Annotated in this window: 17 protein-coding genes; 9 read left to right on the top strand and 8 right to left on the bottom strand. The window is 64.1% G+C overall.

Features of this window, described 5'->3' with window-relative positions; translation table 11 throughout:
• Positions 1–16: 16 nt before the first annotated feature.
• From CLU91_RS20495 to rfaE2, 6 genes are all read right to left on the bottom strand, one after another.
• Entirely contained in the window at positions 17–1213 is a 1197-nt protein-coding gene (locus tag CLU91_RS20495; protein WP_157814747.1) for a hypothetical protein, read from the bottom strand.
• A gap of 33 nt (positions 1214–1246) precedes the next feature.
• Positions 1247–4924: a tubulin-like doman-containing protein gene (locus tag CLU91_RS20485; RefSeq protein ID WP_100875600.1), complete on the bottom strand. Its 3678-nt coding sequence runs from the start codon at positions 4922–4924 to the stop codon at positions 1247–1249.
• Positions 4925–4958: 34 nt separating this feature from the next.
• Positions 4959–5399, bottom strand: coding sequence for a hypothetical protein (locus CLU91_RS20480; RefSeq protein WP_100875599.1), 441 nt, complete (start codon positions 5397–5399; stop codon positions 4959–4961).
• A gap of 44 nt (positions 5400–5443) precedes the next feature.
• Positions 5444–6913 carry a hypothetical protein gene (locus CLU91_RS20475; protein WP_100875598.1) on the bottom strand — a complete coding sequence of 490 codons (1470 nt, stop codon included), beginning with the start codon at positions 6911–6913 and terminating at the stop codon, positions 5444–5446.
• Positions 6910–8418 carry a hypothetical protein gene (locus tag CLU91_RS20470; protein WP_157814746.1) on the bottom strand — a complete coding sequence of 503 codons (1509 nt, stop codon included), beginning with the start codon at positions 8416–8418 and terminating at the stop codon, positions 6910–6912. Before CLU91_RS20470 ends, CLU91_RS20475 begins: the two co-directional genes overlap by 4 nt.
• A gap of 140 nt (positions 8419–8558) precedes the next feature.
• Entirely contained in the window at positions 8559–9041 is a 483-nt protein-coding gene (gene rfaE2, locus CLU91_RS20465; RefSeq protein WP_100875596.1) for a D-glycero-beta-D-manno-heptose 1-phosphate adenylyltransferase, read from the bottom strand.
• 177 nt (positions 9042–9218) lie between these two features.
• Between rfaE2 and CLU91_RS20460 the strand changes: the two genes are divergently transcribed.
• The 8 genes from CLU91_RS20460 to CLU91_RS20425 all read left to right on the top strand — a co-directional run bounded on the left by CLU91_RS20460 (position 9219) and on the right by CLU91_RS20425 (position 14497).
• On the top strand, positions 9219–10157 hold the full coding sequence (locus CLU91_RS20460; protein WP_100875595.1) for a hydrogen peroxide-inducible genes activator: 939 nt from the start codon (positions 9219–9221) through the stop codon (positions 10155–10157).
• 58 nt (positions 10158–10215) lie between these two features.
• Positions 10216–11070, top strand: a complete 855-nt coding sequence (gene ubiA, locus CLU91_RS20455) for a 4-hydroxybenzoate octaprenyltransferase (RefSeq protein WP_100875594.1) — start codon at positions 10216–10218, stop codon at positions 11068–11070.
• A gap of 108 nt (positions 11071–11178) precedes the next feature.
• The gene (locus CLU91_RS20450; protein WP_046683402.1) at positions 11179–11535 is read left to right on the top strand and encodes a glycine zipper domain-containing protein; all 357 of its coding nucleotides are present in this window, start codon (positions 11179–11181) and stop codon (positions 11533–11535) included.
• 56 nt (positions 11536–11591) lie between these two features.
• Positions 11592–11978: a phage holin family protein gene (locus tag CLU91_RS20445; RefSeq protein ID WP_100875593.1), complete on the top strand. Its 387-nt coding sequence runs from the start codon at positions 11592–11594 to the stop codon at positions 11976–11978.
• A complete protein-coding gene (locus CLU91_RS20440) occupies positions 11975–12322 on the top strand; it encodes a hypothetical protein (RefSeq protein ID WP_100875592.1) in 348 nt (115 codons plus the stop codon). The genes CLU91_RS20445 and CLU91_RS20440 overlap by 4 nt, the downstream gene beginning before the upstream one ends.
• A gap of 240 nt (positions 12323–12562) precedes the next feature.
• Complete coding sequence (locus CLU91_RS20435; RefSeq protein WP_100875591.1) at positions 12563–13120, top strand: DUF3455 domain-containing protein; 558 nt, start codon at positions 12563–12565, stop codon at positions 13118–13120.
• Positions 13121–13226: 106 nt separating this feature from the next.
• Positions 13227–13784, top strand: a complete 558-nt coding sequence (locus tag CLU91_RS20430; protein WP_198521373.1) for a sigma-70 family RNA polymerase sigma factor — start codon at positions 13227–13229, stop codon at positions 13782–13784.
• Positions 13781–14497 (top strand): anti-sigma factor, encoded by a 717-nt coding sequence (locus CLU91_RS20425; RefSeq protein WP_100875589.1) that lies wholly within the window; start codon positions 13781–13783, stop codon positions 14495–14497. Before CLU91_RS20430 ends, CLU91_RS20425 begins: the two co-directional genes overlap by 4 nt.
• 3 nt (positions 14498–14500) lie before the next feature.
• On the opposite strand, the gene proC is transcribed toward CLU91_RS20425, so the two are convergent.
• Both proC and CLU91_RS20415 read right to left on the bottom strand, forming a co-directional pair.
• On the bottom strand, positions 14501–15331 hold the full coding sequence (gene proC, locus CLU91_RS20420; protein WP_100875588.1) for a pyrroline-5-carboxylate reductase: 831 nt from the start codon (positions 15329–15331) through the stop codon (positions 14501–14503).
• Between the two features lie 16 nt (positions 15332–15347).
• On the bottom strand, positions 15348–16049 hold the full coding sequence (locus CLU91_RS20415) for a YggS family pyridoxal phosphate-dependent enzyme (RefSeq protein WP_100875587.1): 702 nt from the start codon (positions 16047–16049) through the stop codon (positions 15348–15350).
• Between the two features lie 70 nt (positions 16050–16119).
• On the opposite strand from CLU91_RS20415, the gene CLU91_RS20410 reads away from it, so the two are divergent.
• Positions 16120–17163 (top strand): type IV pilus twitching motility protein PilT, encoded by a 1044-nt coding sequence (locus CLU91_RS20410; protein ID WP_100875586.1) that lies wholly within the window; start codon positions 16120–16122, stop codon positions 17161–17163.
• Position 17164 lies beyond the last annotated feature (1 nt).

The following is a 17164-nucleotide window of genomic DNA, read 5'->3' as shown; positions in this document are numbered from 1 at the left end:
TTAACTCCCAGGATTGCTAATTGATCGTTGTTTCCGTCTGCAGCACTTGCCGTTCGCGTTCGCGGATGCGGCGCGACAGGTTATCGATGCGCGCATTGCCGGGATCGACGCGGCGCGCGCTTTCCAGATACGTCTTGGCCGCATCGAACTTGCCTTCCAGTAAAGAGCGCTCGGCATCGCGCAGGAACGATTGCGCCATCTCGTTGCGCATCGCCGCGCCGCTATCGACGGGCGACGTTTCCAGCGGACGGCGTTCTGCCACCGCCGAACGTTCGACCGCGCGCGCGGGCGCAGGTTCCTGCTGTGCCGGCGCCAACACGGGGGCCGGGGCTGAAACAGGCGCGGGCGACGACAGCGCCTGCACGTCGGCCTTCAACTGCGGCAATTCCACCGCTTCGCCATCGATCGCTTCCAGCCGGGCGATGCCATTTCTTGCCGCCGTCGCATCCTTGCCGTCGAGCGCCTGGCGCACGCCCACCAGCACGGACGCGGCTGCCGCCTGCTGGCGCGCCAGCTGCTTGCGCAGGGAATCGACGCTCGATGCGCCTGCGCAATCGACGTCGAGCGCGGCGATGCCCTTGGCCGCGCTTTGCAACTGATGGCCATCAATATTGCGCTCGATGGAACGCACACTGCGCTGGCAACTGCCCGATGCGGCGCCGGCCTTGCCGATCGCCGCCTGCAAATCGTCTGCCTTGGCGCTGGACTTGCCCGTACAGACATTTTTCGCCGTCGCCAGCTTCTGGCGGGCGCCGTCCAGGCTGCCATCCGCTACCAGCTTCAAGCCACTGTCGATGGCGTCGTTGCAAGCCGATTCACTCTTGCCGCCCGGCTTGCCATTCATGTAGACGATCACCAAGGCCAGCACGGCGATGCCGCCCACCCAGCGCAGCCACTTGCGCGGCGGTGCTGGCGGTTCGGTTGACGCCGGTGACGCTACCGGCACGGGCTTGGGCACGGCTTTCGGCTGGGCCGGCTGGGCCTGTTTCGCTGGCGCTGGCGCCGGTGGCGGCACGGATGCCGGTGCCGGTTTCGGTGGCGCTTTCGGCGCAGGCGCAGGCGTTACCGGCACGGGCGGCGGCTTGGGCGTTACTGGCAGCGGCGGCGGCACGGCCGCAGCTGGCCTGGCCGCGCCCGCCACCGCGTGACCGCAGTAGGGGCAATGGCTGACAACGGTCCACAGGCCCGTCTTGCATTTGTTGCAGATATCCAAAACTAATCCTTCATTCCAGCGTCATTCCAGCATTCACAGGGGCGGCGGCATCAACGGTGGCGGCGCGCTGAGGAACAGGGGCGCCAGTTCGGGGAACTGGGCCAGGTCGGCCCAGGCCGGCAAGCCGGCGCGCCACACCTTGGTGGTGCCTGGTGCAACCTGTCCCGCCTGCACGTATTGCACGATCTGCTGGGCCGTGAACGGTCCCTGCTGCTGGCCATTGATGCCCAGGAAATACTGGTATTCCACCAGCGGTGGCGGCGCCGTGCCGAACACCGGCGCAGCGGGAACGGCGGCCGCACTGGCCGGGCGCAACAATTGCTCCAGGCGCCCCGCTTCCAGCATTTCCGCCTTGATCGCATACTTTAACCGCGGCGGTCCATCCGCTTCCGGCTCGCGCACTTCCCAGTCGTAGGCATCGCTGTCGGAGTCGCCGATGACGTTCGCCCATTCCTTCAGCCGGCCCAGCAAGGCTTGCACCGTGCGGTCGAGCTCATCGCTGGCCATGCCCTTGCGGCGCGCCGATTCGCGCAGGCGCGCGCCCACCTCGGCGGAAATGGCGCTGCCAAAACCGATATACGGCAGCTGCGAGCCATCGGCCTGCGCCACCAGCTTCGGTGCATACACGCCCCGTTCATAGTATTTTGCCAGCGCCGCCAAGGCTGCCGTCTGCACGGCGTCAAGCGCCGTCAATTTTTCCTCGATGCGCAGCGCGATATTTTTCTCGTACGAGGCAGGCATGCCGTTCTGGCGGATGGCCCGTTCGTTGCCGATGCGGCGCAAGTCGCCCGGTTCGACGGCAAACTGGTACTGGCCCGGCGGCACGACGCGGCCCGTGTGGCGCGTCAGTATGCCCAGCATGATGGCTTGCAGGAACTCACCAAAATCTTCCGCCAGTCGCTTCATCTCGTCCGTATTGGGCGCGATCGGGTGCGTGAATTGCGTCGGATCGATGTGCGTGTGGGTCGGCGCCTTGTCGTTGTCGCCTTCCTTGCGGTAACTGGTGCGCCAGCCTTCCAGGCCCCGCAGCACCGTCATCGGCACGCCGGCCAGTTCGCAATAGCAGACGGCGCGCCCGCGGATACCCGTCTCGACGATTTCCAGCTGGCTCACCGTGATGCCCACCTGGGTCGGCACGCACGATTCGAGCTCGGCGCCGAATTTCGCCTTGAAGGCGGCCGCGTTGGCCACGCCGATCACGCACTTGAACTGGTCCGACACGACCGTGAAGTCGCCCGCCATATTGGCGTCGATCCACGGCATGGAGCAGGCCAGAAGCTTGCGGAAACGGTCCAGGCGTTCGGACACGTCCATCTGTTCGAGCGCCTCGAACAGGGGGTCGGGCGTGCTCGTCGCCCCTTCCACCAGGCCCGCCGTGGCGATCATGTTTTCGGCCATGCGCGTGACTTTGGCCAGGATCAAGCCCCGTTGCGCCGGTTCGCCCAGCATGGGGAACAGCGCTTTCGAGCCGCCCATGTCCTTGAACGCTTCATCGGCCCACTGGCGCAAGGTGGCCGCCGATGGCAGCGCGATGTCTTTTTCCGTGACGGGAATGACGATCAGGGTCGCGTGTTCCTTGTCCAGGTCCTTTTGCAAAATCGTATTGGCTGTTTTGAGTTCCGCCAGCATGGCCAGCACGCCTTCGCGGCCCGTTTGCAGTTCGCCCACGAGGCCATTCCACTGCGCGCGGCCTTGCGCGTCGACGCCGACCCGGTTGCCCAGCCAGCGCGACAGTTCGCCCAGCAGGATGACGGACTCGTCCGCTGCCTTGGCGCGCAGATGGAATTTCAGGGCATTCGCCATTTCCGTGCGCAAATGGTCCATCACCACGCCCGCCTGCTTTTCACCATTGCTGAGGAAACCGAAGGTGCTGCGCGTCTGTTCCAGGTTGTTCAGCAGGCGCTCGTATTCGCGCGAACGCACGGCTTCCTTGATTTCGCGGTAGCGCTCGGCATTGTTGCCGATCTGCGCCGTCAAGCCGCTGCCCGGCGCCTCGATGCGGTCCTTGATCTGTTCCACCAGCGACAGCACGTATTCGAGGCCGCCGAATTCTTTATTATCAAGATAACCATACAACTGGTCGCGCACGACTTTCTTGACGTCTTCCAGCACTTCGCGGCGGCGCTTGCTGATGCGGTCTTCCGTCGTGTCGGCCGTGGAATCCTGGTCGCGCACGGCGTCGCGTTCCAGATGCTTCATGGCGTCGCGCACCTGCGCCGGCCATTCGCTGCGGTCAAAACCCGTGCGGATATCGTTGATGCGCGTGTTGACCCGGTTTTCCACGCCGGCCAGCAAGTGGCCGTGGCGGTCTTCCAGCAATTCGTCGACGACGCGGAAATCGATGAAGTCGCCGCTGGAGCGCTTCAGTTCGATGCTCTTGTCGGAAAACTCGGGGAAGTCGCTGAACGGCGTGCCTTTCAGGAACATATTGGCGGCGAGGAAATTGTCGCGCTGCGTATCCGTGGCCCGGTTGGCGCCCGCATCCGTGCCGCCCACGCCAAAGAACGCTTGCAGCATGGCGCCGGCCCAGCGGTGAGCCCGCTCATCGCGCGCCGCTTCCTGGCGCGTATCGAGCACGGCCATGCCGAACGAGGAAAAGCGCTTCGAGAAATACAGGCGCATGTCGCCGAAGCGGTCTTGCGGCACGGGCGCGTTGTACAGCGAGTTCTTGTGCTGCGCCTGGTTGACGGCGATCGAGCGCTTGGCGCGCGCGAAGTCGGCCGAGGCGAAATCCTCGAACAGCGAATCGGCCACCATGTGGTAGACGTCGCTGACATCCTTGGTGTGCTGCTGGGCCAGGTTGCCCGAATCGATCAGGTAGACCTCGCTGTACGGCTCGCGCGTCAGTTCCGGGCGGTCATACGCATCCCAGCGTCCCACATAGCCTTTATTGCCCATCATCGCCGATTCCAGCTCCATCAGCGCCGCATAGCCATTGGCCTCGACCCGGTCCTTGTTGGCCTTGGTGTAGCCGGTCGGCAAGAACAGCATCAGCTCGACGTCGGCCGCGCCCACTTCGCTGCGCGCCAGCCAGCGCGCCAGCAAGCCCATGTCGAGGAAGGAACCGGACCCCGTGCCACCGGCGACGGAACCGACGATGACGATGCGGAAACGGTTCGTTTCCATGCGCAAACCCAGTTCGGCCAGCTGGCGATCGTGCGACAGGCCCGTCTTCAGCGCTTTCAGCTTCAAGCGGATCTTGTCGCGGATCTTTGCATATTTATCGAAGAAATACAGGCGCGAGACGGCGCGGATCTGGCCGGCGCCGCTACTCATGTCGAAACGCAATTCGCGGATGCGCTGCGGCGTCAGCGGCAGCCATTCCTTGATGTGCGGATATTTTTCCAGCGAGTCTTCATCGCGGCTGTACTTGTCCATGTCGAACGATTCGACCACCTTGTCATCGTCCGTGAACTTCACCTGGTCGAACTGCAAGTCCTTCGCCTGCGACTCGCCGCTCTCGATCACTGCGCCATTGTCGAGGTCGAAATGGATGAATTGCGCGATGGGAAAGTCGGCCAGGCCCTCGATGCGCGTGCGGTTGCCCGCGCCGCCCCACAGGGTGTTGAGGATGCGCCGGCGCACGCGCATCAGCACCTGCATGCCCGTGCCGCCGATGCCGATGAACAGGGTCGGGCGCAGTTCGATGATCTTGTCCTGCTTGCGCTCGCTGGCGCCGCCGGTGATGGTTTGGTTCAGGTTCTCTGCCATGGTGATTCCTTCGATGATGCGTGTTACGGCGTGCTTAACGGCGGCTGGAAGTAAAAGTCAGCAACAGGGCGACCAAGCCCACCAGCACCAGCGGTCCCATGAACAGTGGCGCGAGGAATTTATGCGCGTTTACGGCGGCCAGCACGACACCGGTCGCCAGGCTGGCCAGGAAGATGAACAGCCACCAGCCCGAGGCATTGGCCTTGTTCGGCGGCACGCGCTTGGCCACCAGGCCATTTGCATAGGCATTCTTGGCAAAGAAAAAGGCGATGAACAGCAGCAACAGCACCACGCCGCCGACCAGGGTGTCGCGCGACGAGGTGTCGGTCGTGCTGGCAGGGTCCAACGCGGGTGCAGCTTCGGTCGTGGCCGTGGTAGCCGCAGCGCCGGCAGCCGGTGCATCGGCGGCGGGCGGCGCGGACGCCGGTGCTGGCAAGGTGAAACCTGCATTGTCTTTTGGGGTGTCTTGCGCCATGGTATGCCTCTGTTGAATGGAAGGAATTTTTAGGGAGTGATTGTTCAGGCCAGGCTCAGGGTATGGCCTTCGGCTACGCGCACGACGGCGGGCTGGCCCAGGCCCCGCTTGAGTTCGCCGATGTCGCGGCCGTCGTCATCGCGGATCTGCACGCTCTTGAACGGTTTCAACAGCACTTGCCGCTGCACGCCGTCGGCCATCACCTTGTAGCGCGTGGCGCGCGTGCCCAGCAAACCCAGCGCCAGCAAACCCAGCACGAGCGCCAGCACGCCGCCCAGTATCACCAGCACGGGCAAGAGCGGATACTGGATGCGCACCAGCAGCGGGATCGTTGCCTGCGAGGCGCGCACGCTGTCGGGCGGCGTGAACATGCTGGAAATCGGGTCGCCGGGGAACAGTTCCTGCAAATCCTTGCCAAAGCTGGACGCCAGCGCCAGCCGCTGTTCCGACAGGCCCACTTGCGCCTGCATCGGCAGCATCACTTGCTTGCCCATGGCGGCGATCGCCTGCGCCGACCACGGCGACGGAATCTGCGCCATCGGCAACGCAAACTGTACCTGCACGGCCTGGCTGGCACCCGGCTGCAGCTGGCGGATTTGATCTGGCGCAACGTGCAGCGGCGCGTTCTGGCCCGCCAGGCTCGCGTGCACTTTGGCGCTGTCGATCACGTACGGGAAAAACATGTTTTGCAAGGACGCTTGCAGCACCACTTGCGGCACCAGCTTGGCCGCATCGACGTCGAGCACGATGGTGCGCCCGTCGCGGCCCAGGCTGGCGTGTACGTTGGCGCTGTTCTTGACGGACTGGGGCACGATGCGCACGGCATCCTGGTCTACCGGTTTCAAGCGCGCGGGCGGGCGCGTCAGCACTTGCGACAGCCGCCCTTCGGCCAGGATGCGGGTCAACGCCTCGGACGCGGGCTGGCCATATGCGAGCGCATACACCATCAAGCCCTTGGCGCTGTACAGCTTGCCCTGCACGGGCATGCGCAGCGGAAACACCAAGGTCTTGGTGATCGACGGTTCCAGATGCAGCAAGCGGTAAAAGTCGCGGTTGCGCTCGGCCGTCTGGCTGTCGTTGTTGGGGCTGTTCTTGTTATTCGTAAAGATCCACACGATGCCGGAGGCGGACTGGAACGGCCCCGTGATGGTTTTGGTCACGGCTTCCTGGAAATCCGTGTCGGCCAGCGCGCCGCCGGCGCTCTTGCGCGCCAGGCCCAGACTGGCCAGCTGGCCCGCCACGCCGGCGCCGCCCTGCCCCTGCCCGATCAGTGCGGGCGACACATTGCTGCCGCTGCTCTGGCTGAAGGCCAGGGTATAGACTTTATCGGACGGGTTTGTAGCGGCCTGCGCCACGGCGCCCACCAGCGCTTTCAGTTGCGAGTGTTCATCCGTGTAGAACGGCTCCATCCAGCCCGAATTTTGCACCAGAAACGCTTGCTGGATGCCGGCCGCGTGCGCGGCGGCAGCGCTGAACAACGCGGCGCAGGCCACGCTCAGTAAGCGCGCCTTCATGCCTGCAAGGCCCAGCCATCGATGCGCGACAGCAGCCGGTGATATGCCCACAGCGTGCCTTCATGGACAAACAGGCGCAAGCGCCACGGTTCGCTGACGGCAAACGTATGGAACACGGTTTCGCGCAATTCATCGTCCTGCACCAGCTGGGCCGCCAGGCGCTCGTTCGAGCGCAGCACGCTCGACAGGCCGGCGCTGGTGGCGAACTTGACGCCGAAGACGCTGCTGCTGACACCGGACTCGGCGCCCGATTCGAGCAGCGGCATGACGGCCTGGTTCTTGCCGCCATCGTCGCCGTGTTCCGGCTCTTCCCACGGCGCCGTTTTCAGCTTGGTGGCGAAGCGGTAATTGAAGCTGCCCGAACACAGGCGCGGCGCCAGCGCGTCGGCCTTCTCGACCTGGGCGCCCAGTTTCACATAGACATAAGTGCCGCGCCGGCTTTCAAAGCACAATTGCCACAGGCCACCGTCGCGCGACAGGTAGGGGCTGCCGAATTCGAAGTGCGGCACCAGCCCTTCGGGCCACGGCGTGAACGAGGCGGCCACATTGCCATCGGGCTGCAGCTGCAAGCGCAGCTGGCCGTTGGCGCACGGCCACACGGCCATGCGGTTGTAGGCCACGGGCGCGCCGACGGCACCGAGGTCCATCATGCCGTCGAGCAGCACGTCGCTGCCCGGCTTTTGTTGTGCGTCAAGATTGACGAAGCGGATGCGGCCATCGTCGTCGCGCAAAGGCGCCCACAAACGATTCTGGAACCAGACGGGCGCAGCCACGCACGGCGCGCCGCCCACGTGCTCGACCACGTAAGTGAGCGACGGCACGTCGGGACGGATGCAAGCGAGGCCATGGCTGGTCGGCAAGACCAGCACGCTGTTGAACTCCGGCACCAGCTCGGCGCGCCAGGCGCCGTGGGCCAGGTCCGATTCGGCCAGCAAGCCACCATGGTCGGGGTCCAGCGCCAGCCAGCGTTTCGAGGCGGGCAGCCAGGCGTGCAAGACGGCCTTGCGCGGGTCGAGCGCCAGCAGCGCGGGCGCGCTGGTGCCGAACTGCGCGGAAAAGAATTCGTATTCGCCCGGTGGCGGCATGGGCAGCGAGGCATCGGCTTGCGCATGCTCTTCGCGCGCGCGCTGGTCCGCCAGCTTCAGGGGCACGCTGGCCTGGCGCAAGCCGGCCGCGCCGGCCGGCGGCACGTCGCTGACGGGGTGTGCGCCGAAAGGGGGCACCCAAGGCGGCACCCCGGACGGCGTGGCGGCCGCCTCGGGCGGCACCTGCAAGGCCGCGCCCGAGGCGGGATCGAACGCAAATTCGGGCGGAAACAGCCGCACGGGCGCGCCGGCGGCAGCCGGCAGGCGCCGCGCGTGCATCAGCTTGCCGATATCGGCCTGGCTCAGCAGGGGCGAGACGTTCTGGCCGTCTGCGCTGCGCTGCATGCTCCACGCACCATCGTCGTCGACGTACCAGACGCCGGAGGGCACGGCCCAATCCCCAGAAGTTTTAAGATCCATGTATTTTCTATGACTAGCAATGCATATCAGGCGGTGTAACGGGTGCTGGGGCTGACGCAACGAGGTCGCAACCCTGGCAGTTCTCATAGTAACGTCTTTTTATCTGTATGAAAACATTGACGGCGCATTGACGGCGTTCCTCAGCCCTGCTGCGCGCGCACTTTCGTCAGCAGCTTGGTGGTCGAGCGGTCGTGCGCGAAATCGATGGCCACGGCCTGGCCGCCATACGCCAGCACGGCCTTGCCTTCAGGGATGGCCGCCATGTCGTAGTCGCCGCCCTTGGCATAGATGTCCGGTTCGATCTCCTGCACCACTTCCAGGGCGCTGTCTTCCGAGAATGGCACCACCAGGCTCACCGCTTCCAGCGCGGCCAGCACGGCCATGCGGTCTTCGCAGCTGTTCAGGGGACGGTCGTCGCCCTTGCCCAGGCGTTTTACCGAGGCATCGGTATTCACGGCCACCACCAGCGAGGCGCCCAGCGCGCGCGCCTGCGCCAGGTACGTCACGTGGCCGCGGTGCAGAATGTCGAACACGCCATTCGTCACCACCACCGGTTTCGGCAGCGCTGCGGCGCGGGCGCGCAGTTCGTCACGGCCGCACAGTTTGTTTTCAAAATCAGGCATGGATATCTCTTGTAGTGTTAAGTAGGATCACGCCAGCGCCGACAACCCTCTGCCTTCGCCGCCCGGCCCCGCATTATAGGGGGCGATCCGCTACAATACGCCATCGGCGCCACAGTTTCACGTGCGCGCCACCTTTCATTCATTGCAAGTAAGCACTTCCTGTGTTTCAATCAAACTATGACACTGACTGAACTGAAATATATCGTTGCAGTCGCGCGCGCGAAGCACTTCGGCCACGCCGCCGAAGCGTGCTTCGTTGCCCAGCCGACCCTGTCAGTGGCCATCAAGAAACTCGAAGACGAATTGGGCGTGGTCCTGTTCGAACGGGGCGGCGCGGAAATCTCCGTCACGCCCCTGGGCGCGCAGATCATCGCGCAAGCCGAACGCGTGCTGGAACAGACGGCCGCCATCAAGGAACTCGCCAAGCAAAACAAGGACCCGCTGGCCGGCCCCCTGCGCCTGGGCGTGATCTACACGATCGGCCCCTACCTGCTGCCGCCCCTGGTCAAGGCCATGATAGACCAGGTGCCGCAAATGCCTTTGATTTTGCAGGAAAACTTCACGGTTCGCCTGCTCGAATTGCTGCGCCAGGGCGAACTGGACGTGGCCATCATGGCCCTGCCCCTGCCCGACCACGGCATGGCCATGCAGGAACTGTATGACGAACCGTTCGTCGTCGCCATGCCGCGCCAGCATCCATGGGCGGCGCGTGAAAAAATCGCCGCGCAAGACTTGAAATCGGAAACCATGCTGCTGCTGGGCAATGGCCACTGCTTCCGCGACCAGGTGCTGGAAGTGTGTCCCGAAATGGCGCGCTTTTCCTCGCCCGGCAACGGCATGCAGCGCACCTTTGAAGGTTCTTCGCTGGAAACCATCCGCCACATGGTGGCCAGCGGCATCGGCCTGACGGTCTTGCCGCGCGCTTCCGTCGCCAATATGCACGCGACCGAGGGCATGCTCGCATACCGGCCCTTCGCCGCCCCCGTGCCATCGCGCCGGGTGGTCATGCTGTGGCGCAAGAGTTTTACACGCAAGGCCGCCATCGATGCCCTGTGCGCAGCCATCGCTGGCTGCGACTTGCCCGGCATCACCCCCTTGTGCGAAGACGACGAATAGTACATTTACATACTATTTGCGATAATCGACCTTTCTCTTCAACAAGATCGAGTCTTCCATGAACAAGCTGGCGCTGTATTTCCGCCTGATACGGCTGGACAAGCCTATCGGTACCGTATTGCTGCTGTGGCCTACCCTGTGCGCGCTGTGGCTGGCGCAGCAGGGCGTGCCGGACTGGCGGCTGCTGCTCATTTTTATTCTTGGCACTTTCCTGATGCGCTCGGCCGGCTGCGCCATCAATGACTACGCCGACCAGGATATCGACAAATTCGTCAAGCGCACGGCCGAGCGTCCCATCACCAGCGGGCGCATCAGCGGCAAGGAAGCGCTGGCCGTGGCCGGCGTGCTGACCGTACTGGCCTTTTGCCTGATCCTGCCCCTCAACGCGCTGACCAAGCAACTGTCCGTGGCGGCCGTCATCATCGCCGGCACCTATCCCTACTTCAAGCGCTTCTTTGCGATTCCGCAAGCGTATCTGGGCATCGCCTTTGGCTTCGGCATTCCCATGGGCTTTGCCGCCATCACGGATGGCGTACCTGTCGTCGCCTGGCTGCTGTTGCTGGGCAATGTCTTCTGGGCCGTGGCCTACGATACGGAATACGCGATGGTCGACCGCGACGATGACTTAAAGATCGGCATCAAGACCTCGGCCATCACCTTTGGCCGCTACGACGTGGCCATCATCATGCTGTGCTATGCGGCTTTCCTGCTGCTGTGGCTGGTCTGCGGCTGGCACCTGGGCTTGCGCTACTGGTATGTGGCGGGCTTGCTGGTGGCGGCCGGCTGCGCCGTTTACCACTACACCCTGATCCGCGCACGCGAGCGCATGCCGTGTTTTGCGGCGTTCCGGCATAATAACTGGCTAGGAGCAGCGGTGTTTGCGGGCGTGGTGCTGGACTTTGCTTTCCGTTAAGCAATGATCTTTGCGCCGCGGTAGCCTTTGAGGCGGCGCAAGACTAGCCTGGCCGCAGCTGCCTACACTGGTATTTCACTGTGCAGTTTCACTTCCATGAGGTAATACATGAGCTCGATACATACCGGAAAATCCAGCAGCGACAGCATTCTCGCCGACGCCGACAAGGCGCGCGACAAACTGGTCGGCGACCTGAAAACCGTCATCAATGAAGCGGAAGGCTGGCTTGATGGCGCCAAGGATCAGACGGGCGAGAATGTCAAAGCCGTCAAGGACAAGTTCATCGCCACCCTGGAAACGGCCAAGAAAGACTTGATCAAGCTGGAAGAAGACTTGCTCGAACGTACCAAGAAGGCGGCCAAGGCCACCGACGAATACGTGCAAGACAATCCATGGAAAGCCGTGGGCGCCGGCGCCGTCGTCGGCGTGCTGTTCGGCCTGCTGCTTTCCTCGTCACGCCGCTAGACCGTAGCGACGCAGTACCGACGGCCTGGGCCGTCTCCTGACGCGAAAGGCAGCATATGGCTATCGTGCACCAAGTCGCCCAAGTCGCAGCGACCCTCGCCGCCATCGTCCAGACCCGTCTGGCCCTGGCGGCCGTGGAAATGGAAGAAGAGTCGCTGCGCTTCCTGTCGTATCTGGCGCTGGCCATGCTGGCACTGTTGTGCCTGTTTGTCGGCCTCGTATTGATCGTGTTCCTCGTCATCGTGCTGTTCTGGGACACGCACCGCATCGCCGCCATCGCCATCACGGCCGCCGTCTTCATCGCTGCCGCCATCGCCACCCTGCTCGGCGTGCGCGCCAGTTTCCGCAGCAAGCCGAAACTGCTGTCCTTTACACTTTCCGAACTGAACAAAGACCTGGACGAGCTGCAATTGCTGGCGCGCCGGGGATCGGAGCGGCCATGACCACGCATCCCACCAAGTTATCGCATGTGCACACGGCTGCCAGCCTGGCGCAGCGGCGCGACGCGCTGCTGGCCGAATGCGCGCTGCAGCGCCTGGCCCTGGGCGTGCAGACGCGGCAATTGCTGGAACCGCTCACGGGCGGCAATCTGCGCCACACCCTGGCCACGCGTTTTAAAATTCCCCTGATGCTAGGGGGAGCCGTGCTGGGCCTGCTGCTCGTGCGCCCACGCCGCTTCCTGCCGCTGCTGCGGGCCAGCGGCGCGCTGCTCAAGCACGCCACCACCGCCATGCCCGTCGTGCTGGCACTGGCGCAGCGTTTCAGCAAGAAAGACATACCAGACTAACAACGCCTAACAAAACCGTAGCGAGCGGAAGGAAGGCTCGGCGCCCCCGTTGGCTCGAGAAGCGCAACTGTACGAAGTACGGGGCCGCCGAGGCAGTGAGCATCGCAGGCCGCAAATTACGACGCGCAGTAGGTTTTGATAGGCGTTCTAAAATATTTTTTCCTGGCTGCATCCAAATGGCTGCCCCATGCGTAGTAATGACATCAACCAGCCGGTTGAGCCAACTACCAGGAGCTTGCCATGCATGCCAACATCGCCCCACGCCATACCGTTCCCGCACTGACTTTGCTGGGCGCCGCCCTGCTGCTGACGGCCTGCGCCCCCATGAGCGCGCGCTATTCGCAGGAACAATTGCCGAATGCCGTGAAAGTGCCCGATGGCCACCAGGTCGCCATGCAAACGGTGGGCGTGGGCAAGATCGCCTACGAATGCAAGGCCAAGAAAGACATGACGGGCCATGAATGGGTCTTCGTGGGACCGGACGCGGCCTTGAACGACCGCGGCGGCATGCAGGTCGGCACGTATGTCGGCCCGCCTGCCACCTGGGCCAACCTGGACGGCTCGAAAGTGACGGCGACGCAAGTGGCCGTGGCGCCGGCCGGCGCGGGCAACATCCCGTATCAGCTGGTGAAAGCCAATCCGGCCACGGGCAGCGGCGCCATGCAGGGCGTCAGCTACATCCAGCGCGTGGCCACCAGCGGCGGCGTGGCGCCAAGCAGCCCCTGCGGCATGGAGTCCATCGGCGCCAAACAATGGGTGCCTTACCAGGCTGACTACATCTTCTGGAAATCACTATAAAACCATGGATGTGACGGTTGGCAAGCTGGTTTCTGGCCTATACTCGGTCTTGAAAACTTGCTAACCGTTCACTCCTGACAATTGCGTCCAAACGATTGCACCGACCTTGCCAACGCTAGCCACTCCGTTCGATTACGATGCCGCCCTGCGCGCCTGCGCCAGGGGCGAGCAGCAGGCATTGCACGGCCTGTACCAGCAGGAAAGCCGCTATCTGCTGGGCGTAGCCCTGCGCATCGTGCGTCAGCGGGACTTGGCCGAAGACGTACTGCACGACGCCTTCCTGAATATCTGGCGCCGCGCCGGCAGCTTCGACGCCACGCGCGGCAGCGGCAAGGGCTGGATCTATGTGGTGGTGCGGCACCAGGCGCTGGACGTGGCGCGCGCCCGCGCCCATGAAATTTCGGCCGACGAGGATACCGTGGAAACCCTGCTGCACGAACGCCAAGGCCATGATGCCGGCGATGCCTACGCGCTTCAGGCGAACATGGGCAAGCTGCACGATTGCCTCGGTCATCTGGACGAATCCAAACGCAACAGCATCCTGTACGCCTATGTCGATGGCTGTTCCCATAATGAAATCGCGCAGCGACTGCAAGCGCCGCTGGGAACCGTCAAAGCCTGGGTCAAGCGGGGCCTGGCCGCCTTGCGGGAGTGCATGGGATGATCGACAGCGACGAAGACTTGCAAAGGCTGGCCAGCGAATACGTGCTGGGTACCTTGGACCTGGCCGAACGGGCGGACGTGGAACAGCGTTTACCGCGCGACGCCGCCTTGCGCGACGCCGTCGATGCCTGGGAACGGCGTCTGCTGCCCTTGACGACGCTGGCGCCGCCCGAAACGCCCTCGGCGCAACTGTGGCCGCGCATCGGCGCCAGCCTGTTTACGCCAAAAGCCGTGCGGCAGGCGGGCGGCTGGCAGGCGTGGTGGAACAGCCTGGCCTTCTGGCGAGTGCTGGCCGGCGGCGGCCTGGCGGCCACGGCCGTGCTGGCCGTGCTGGTCACTATGCAACTGCAGGCGCCCAGCGGACCCGGCTATCTGGTGGTGCTGGTGGCGCCGCAGGATAAATCGCCGGGCTGGATCGTGCAGGCGGGCGGACGCGGCGGCAAGAACCGCGACCTGAGCCTGATCCCGCTGGGCCCAACAACCGTGCCGCAGCAGAAAGCCCTGCAATTTTGGACCAAGGGCAAGGACTGGGGCGCACCCGTCTCGCTGGGCCTCGTCAAGCCGGGCCAGAGCCTCAAGTTGACGTTGGACAAGCTGCCGCCGCTGCAGCCCGATCAACTGTTTGAAATCACCTTGGAGCCGCAAACAGGCTCGCCCACGGGCCGGCCGACGGGGCCGATCCTGTATATCGGCCGCGCCGTCAAAGTGATGTAGCGTTTATTTGCCCAGCTCGTCCCCCATCTCGCGCCCCCGCTGCGCGGCCGCCTTGATGCCCTTGACGATGGCCGCCTTCACGCCGCTCTCTTCCATGCTGGTGAGGGCCGCATACGTCGTGCCGCCTTTCGACGTGACGCGCTCGCGCAGCAGCGACACGGGTTCGCTGGAGTTCGCCGCCAGCTGCGCCGCGCCCGTAAACGTGGCAATGGCCAGCTGCGTGCCCTGCTCCGGCGTCAAGCCCAGCTCGGCGGCCGCCTGCTGCATCGCTTCGATAAAGTAAAACACATAGGCCGGGCCGCTGCCGGACACGGCCGTGACGGGGTCGATCTTGGCTTCGTCGTCGAGCCAGACGGTCTGGCCGACGGCGCGCAGGATGGCGTCCGCCGTCTTTTTCTGCTCGTCGCTGACGCCGCTGCTGGCCACCATGCCCGTGATGCCCATGCCGATCAGGGCCGGCGTGTTCGGCATGCAGCGCACGATGGCGGAATAATCGCCAAGCCAGCGCGACAGGTCTTGCGCGCGGATGCCGGCGGCGATCGACAGGATCAATGGCGCCCTTTCCCCATCGAGGAAGGGCAGCAATTGCGCCGCCACTTCGCGCATGCTTTGCGGTTTCACGGCCAGCACGATCACGTCCACGGCGCGCAGCGCGTCGCTGGCGGAGGTCGCCGTGGTGACGCCGAATTGCGCCTGCAGTTTTTCCAGCGCGGGTGCATGCGGGTCGATCACGTGGATGTTGCCGCCCAGGGTCAATTTGCCCGCCAGGCCGGCGATCAGGGCGGCCGCCATGTTGCCGCCGCCTACGAAGGCGATGTTCAGTTCTGTCGTCATGCTTGTTCTCTCTTTATCAGGAATAGTTGCGGGAACCGAAAATGGCACTGCCCACGCGCACGATGGTGGCGCCTTCCAGCACGGCGGCGCGCAAGTCGGCCGACATGCCCATCGACAGGGTATCGAGCGCCAGGCCGTCCGCCTTCAATTGTTGGTACAGCACGCGCAATTGCGCAAAGGCAGCGCGCTGAAGGTTGACATCCGTTTCCGGTTCGGGAATCGCCATCAGGCCGCGCAAACGCAAGCGGGGCAATTGCGCCACGGCGCGCGCCAGCGCCGGCAGTTCGGCGAGCGTCACACCGCTCTTGCTCGCTTCGCCGCTGATATTGACTTGCAGGCAGATATTCAGGTCCGGCAAGCCGGCCGGGCGCTGCTCGGACAGGCGCGCGGCGATCTTTTCCCGTTCCACCGTGTGCACCCAATCGAAGTGCTCGGCGATGGGGCGCGTCTTGTTGCTCTGGATGGGGCCGATGAAGTGCCATGCCGGGACGTGCTGCGGTGCGGCCGCTTTTACAAAGGCGATCTTGTCGAGCGCTTCCTGCAGATAGTTTTCGCCAAACGCCGCCTGGCCCGCGCGCATGGCGTCCAGCACGGCGTCCGCGCCGAAGGTTTTCGACACGGCCAGCAGGGTCACGTCGGTCGGGGCGCGCTGCGCCTCCACGGCGGCCTGCGCAATACTGTCGCGCACGGCTTGCAAGTTCTGTTCGATTGTGGACATAATCATTTTCTAGTGTATAGGGGCGGCGGCACAGTGCGCCAGCCCATCAATGCAGGCACAGGGATTATAAATGGACATCTCCGAACTACTCGCTTTCTCCGTCAACAACAAGGCTTCCGACTTGCACCTGTCTTCCGGCCTGCCGCCGATGATACGGGTCCATGGCGACGTGCGCCGCCTGAACGTGGCGCCGCTCGAGCACAAGGAAGTGCACAGCATGATCTACGACATCATGAACGACAGCCAGCGCAAGGCCTATGAAGAAGCGCTGGAATGCGATTTCTCGTTCGAGATTCCCGGCCTGGCCCGCTTCCGCGTCAACGCCTACAACCAGGAAAGGGGTGCCTCGGCCGTGCTGCGCACGATTCCGTCGAAAGTGCTGACCCTGGAAGAGCTCAACGCCCCGCGCATCTTCGGCGAGCTGGCCATGCGTCCGCGCGGCCTCGTACTGGTGACGGGGCCGACCGGTTCGGGCAAGTCGACCACCCTGGCGGCCATGGTGAACCACGTCAACGAGCGCCTGAACCACCATATTCTGACCATCGAAGACCCGATCGAATTCGTGCACGAACCGAAGAAATGCCTGATCAACCAGCGCGAAGTCGGTTCGCACACGCATTCGTTCAGCAACGCCCTGCGCTCGGCCTTGCGCGAAGACCCGGACGTGATTTTAGTGGGCGAATTGCGCGACCTGGAAACCATCCGCCTGGCGCTGACGGCGGCCGAAACGGGCCATCTGGTGTTCGGCACCCTGCATACCTCGTCGGCGGCGAAGTCGATCGACCGCATCATCGACGTCTTCCCCGCCGAGGAAAAGGAAATGGTGCGCGCCATGCTGTCCGAATCCTTGCAAGCGGTCATTTCGCAGAACTTGCTGAAAACCAAGGACGGCGCGGGACGCGTCGCCGCGCATGAAATCATGCTGGCCACGCCCGCCGTGCGCAACCTGATCCGCGAAGCGAAAGTGGCGCAAATGTATTCGGCCATCCAGACGGGCAGCAATGTCGGCATGCAGACGCTGGACCAGTGCTTGAGCGACCTGGTGCGGCGCGGCACGATCTCGGCCGAAGCGGCCCGCGCAGCCGCCAAATCGCCTGAAAACTTCCCTGGATAAG

Origin of the sequence: Janthinobacterium sp. 64 (assembly GCF_002813325.1) — a bacterium.
Lineage (GTDB): Bacteria > Pseudomonadota > Gammaproteobacteria > Burkholderiales > Burkholderiaceae_D > Janthinobacterium.
Note: the sequence above shows the minus strand (reverse complement) of the source record. Positions and strands in the feature narration are given on the sequence as shown.

Excerpts from the sequence above, each read along its gene's own strand:
- CLU91_RS20485 (WP_100875600.1), bottom strand. The coding sequence starts at position 4,924 with ATGGCAGAGAACCTGAACCAAACCATCACCGGCGGCGCCAGCGAGCGC.
- CLU91_RS20480 (WP_100875599.1), bottom strand. The coding sequence starts at position 5,399 with ATGGCGCAAGACACCCCAAAAGACAATGCAGGTTTCACCTTGCCAGCA.
- CLU91_RS20475 (WP_100875598.1), bottom strand. The coding sequence starts at position 6,913 with ATGAAGGCGCGCTTACTGAGCGTGGCCTGCGCCGCGTTGTTCAGCGCT.
- CLU91_RS20470 (WP_157814746.1), bottom strand. The coding sequence starts at position 8,418 with ATGGATCTTAAAACTTCTGGGGATTGGGCCGTGCCCTCCGGCGTCTGG.
- rfaE2 (WP_100875596.1), bottom strand. The coding sequence starts at position 9,041 with ATGCCTGATTTTGAAAACAAACTGTGCGGCCGTGACGAACTGCGCGCC.
- CLU91_RS20460 (WP_100875595.1), top strand. The coding sequence starts at position 9,219 with ATGACACTGACTGAACTGAAATATATCGTTGCAGTCGCGCGCGCGAAG.
- ubiA (WP_100875594.1), top strand. The coding sequence starts at position 10,216 with ATGAACAAGCTGGCGCTGTATTTCCGCCTGATACGGCTGGACAAGCCT.
- CLU91_RS20450 (WP_046683402.1), top strand. The coding sequence starts at position 11,179 with ATGAGCTCGATACATACCGGAAAATCCAGCAGCGACAGCATTCTCGCC.
- CLU91_RS20445 (WP_100875593.1), top strand. The coding sequence starts at position 11,592 with ATGGCTATCGTGCACCAAGTCGCCCAAGTCGCAGCGACCCTCGCCGCC.
- CLU91_RS20440 (WP_100875592.1), top strand. The coding sequence starts at position 11,975 with ATGACCACGCATCCCACCAAGTTATCGCATGTGCACACGGCTGCCAGC.
- CLU91_RS20435 (WP_100875591.1), top strand. The coding sequence starts at position 12,563 with ATGCATGCCAACATCGCCCCACGCCATACCGTTCCCGCACTGACTTTG.
- CLU91_RS20425 (WP_100875589.1), top strand. The coding sequence starts at position 13,781 with ATGATCGACAGCGACGAAGACTTGCAAAGGCTGGCCAGCGAATACGTG.
- proC (WP_100875588.1), bottom strand. The coding sequence starts at position 15,331 with ATGACGACAGAACTGAACATCGCCTTCGTAGGCGGCGGCAACATGGCG.
- CLU91_RS20415 (WP_100875587.1), bottom strand. The coding sequence starts at position 16,049 with ATGTCCACAATCGAACAGAACTTGCAAGCCGTGCGCGACAGTATTGCG.
- CLU91_RS20410 (WP_100875586.1), top strand. The coding sequence starts at position 16,120 with ATGGACATCTCCGAACTACTCGCTTTCTCCGTCAACAACAAGGCTTCC.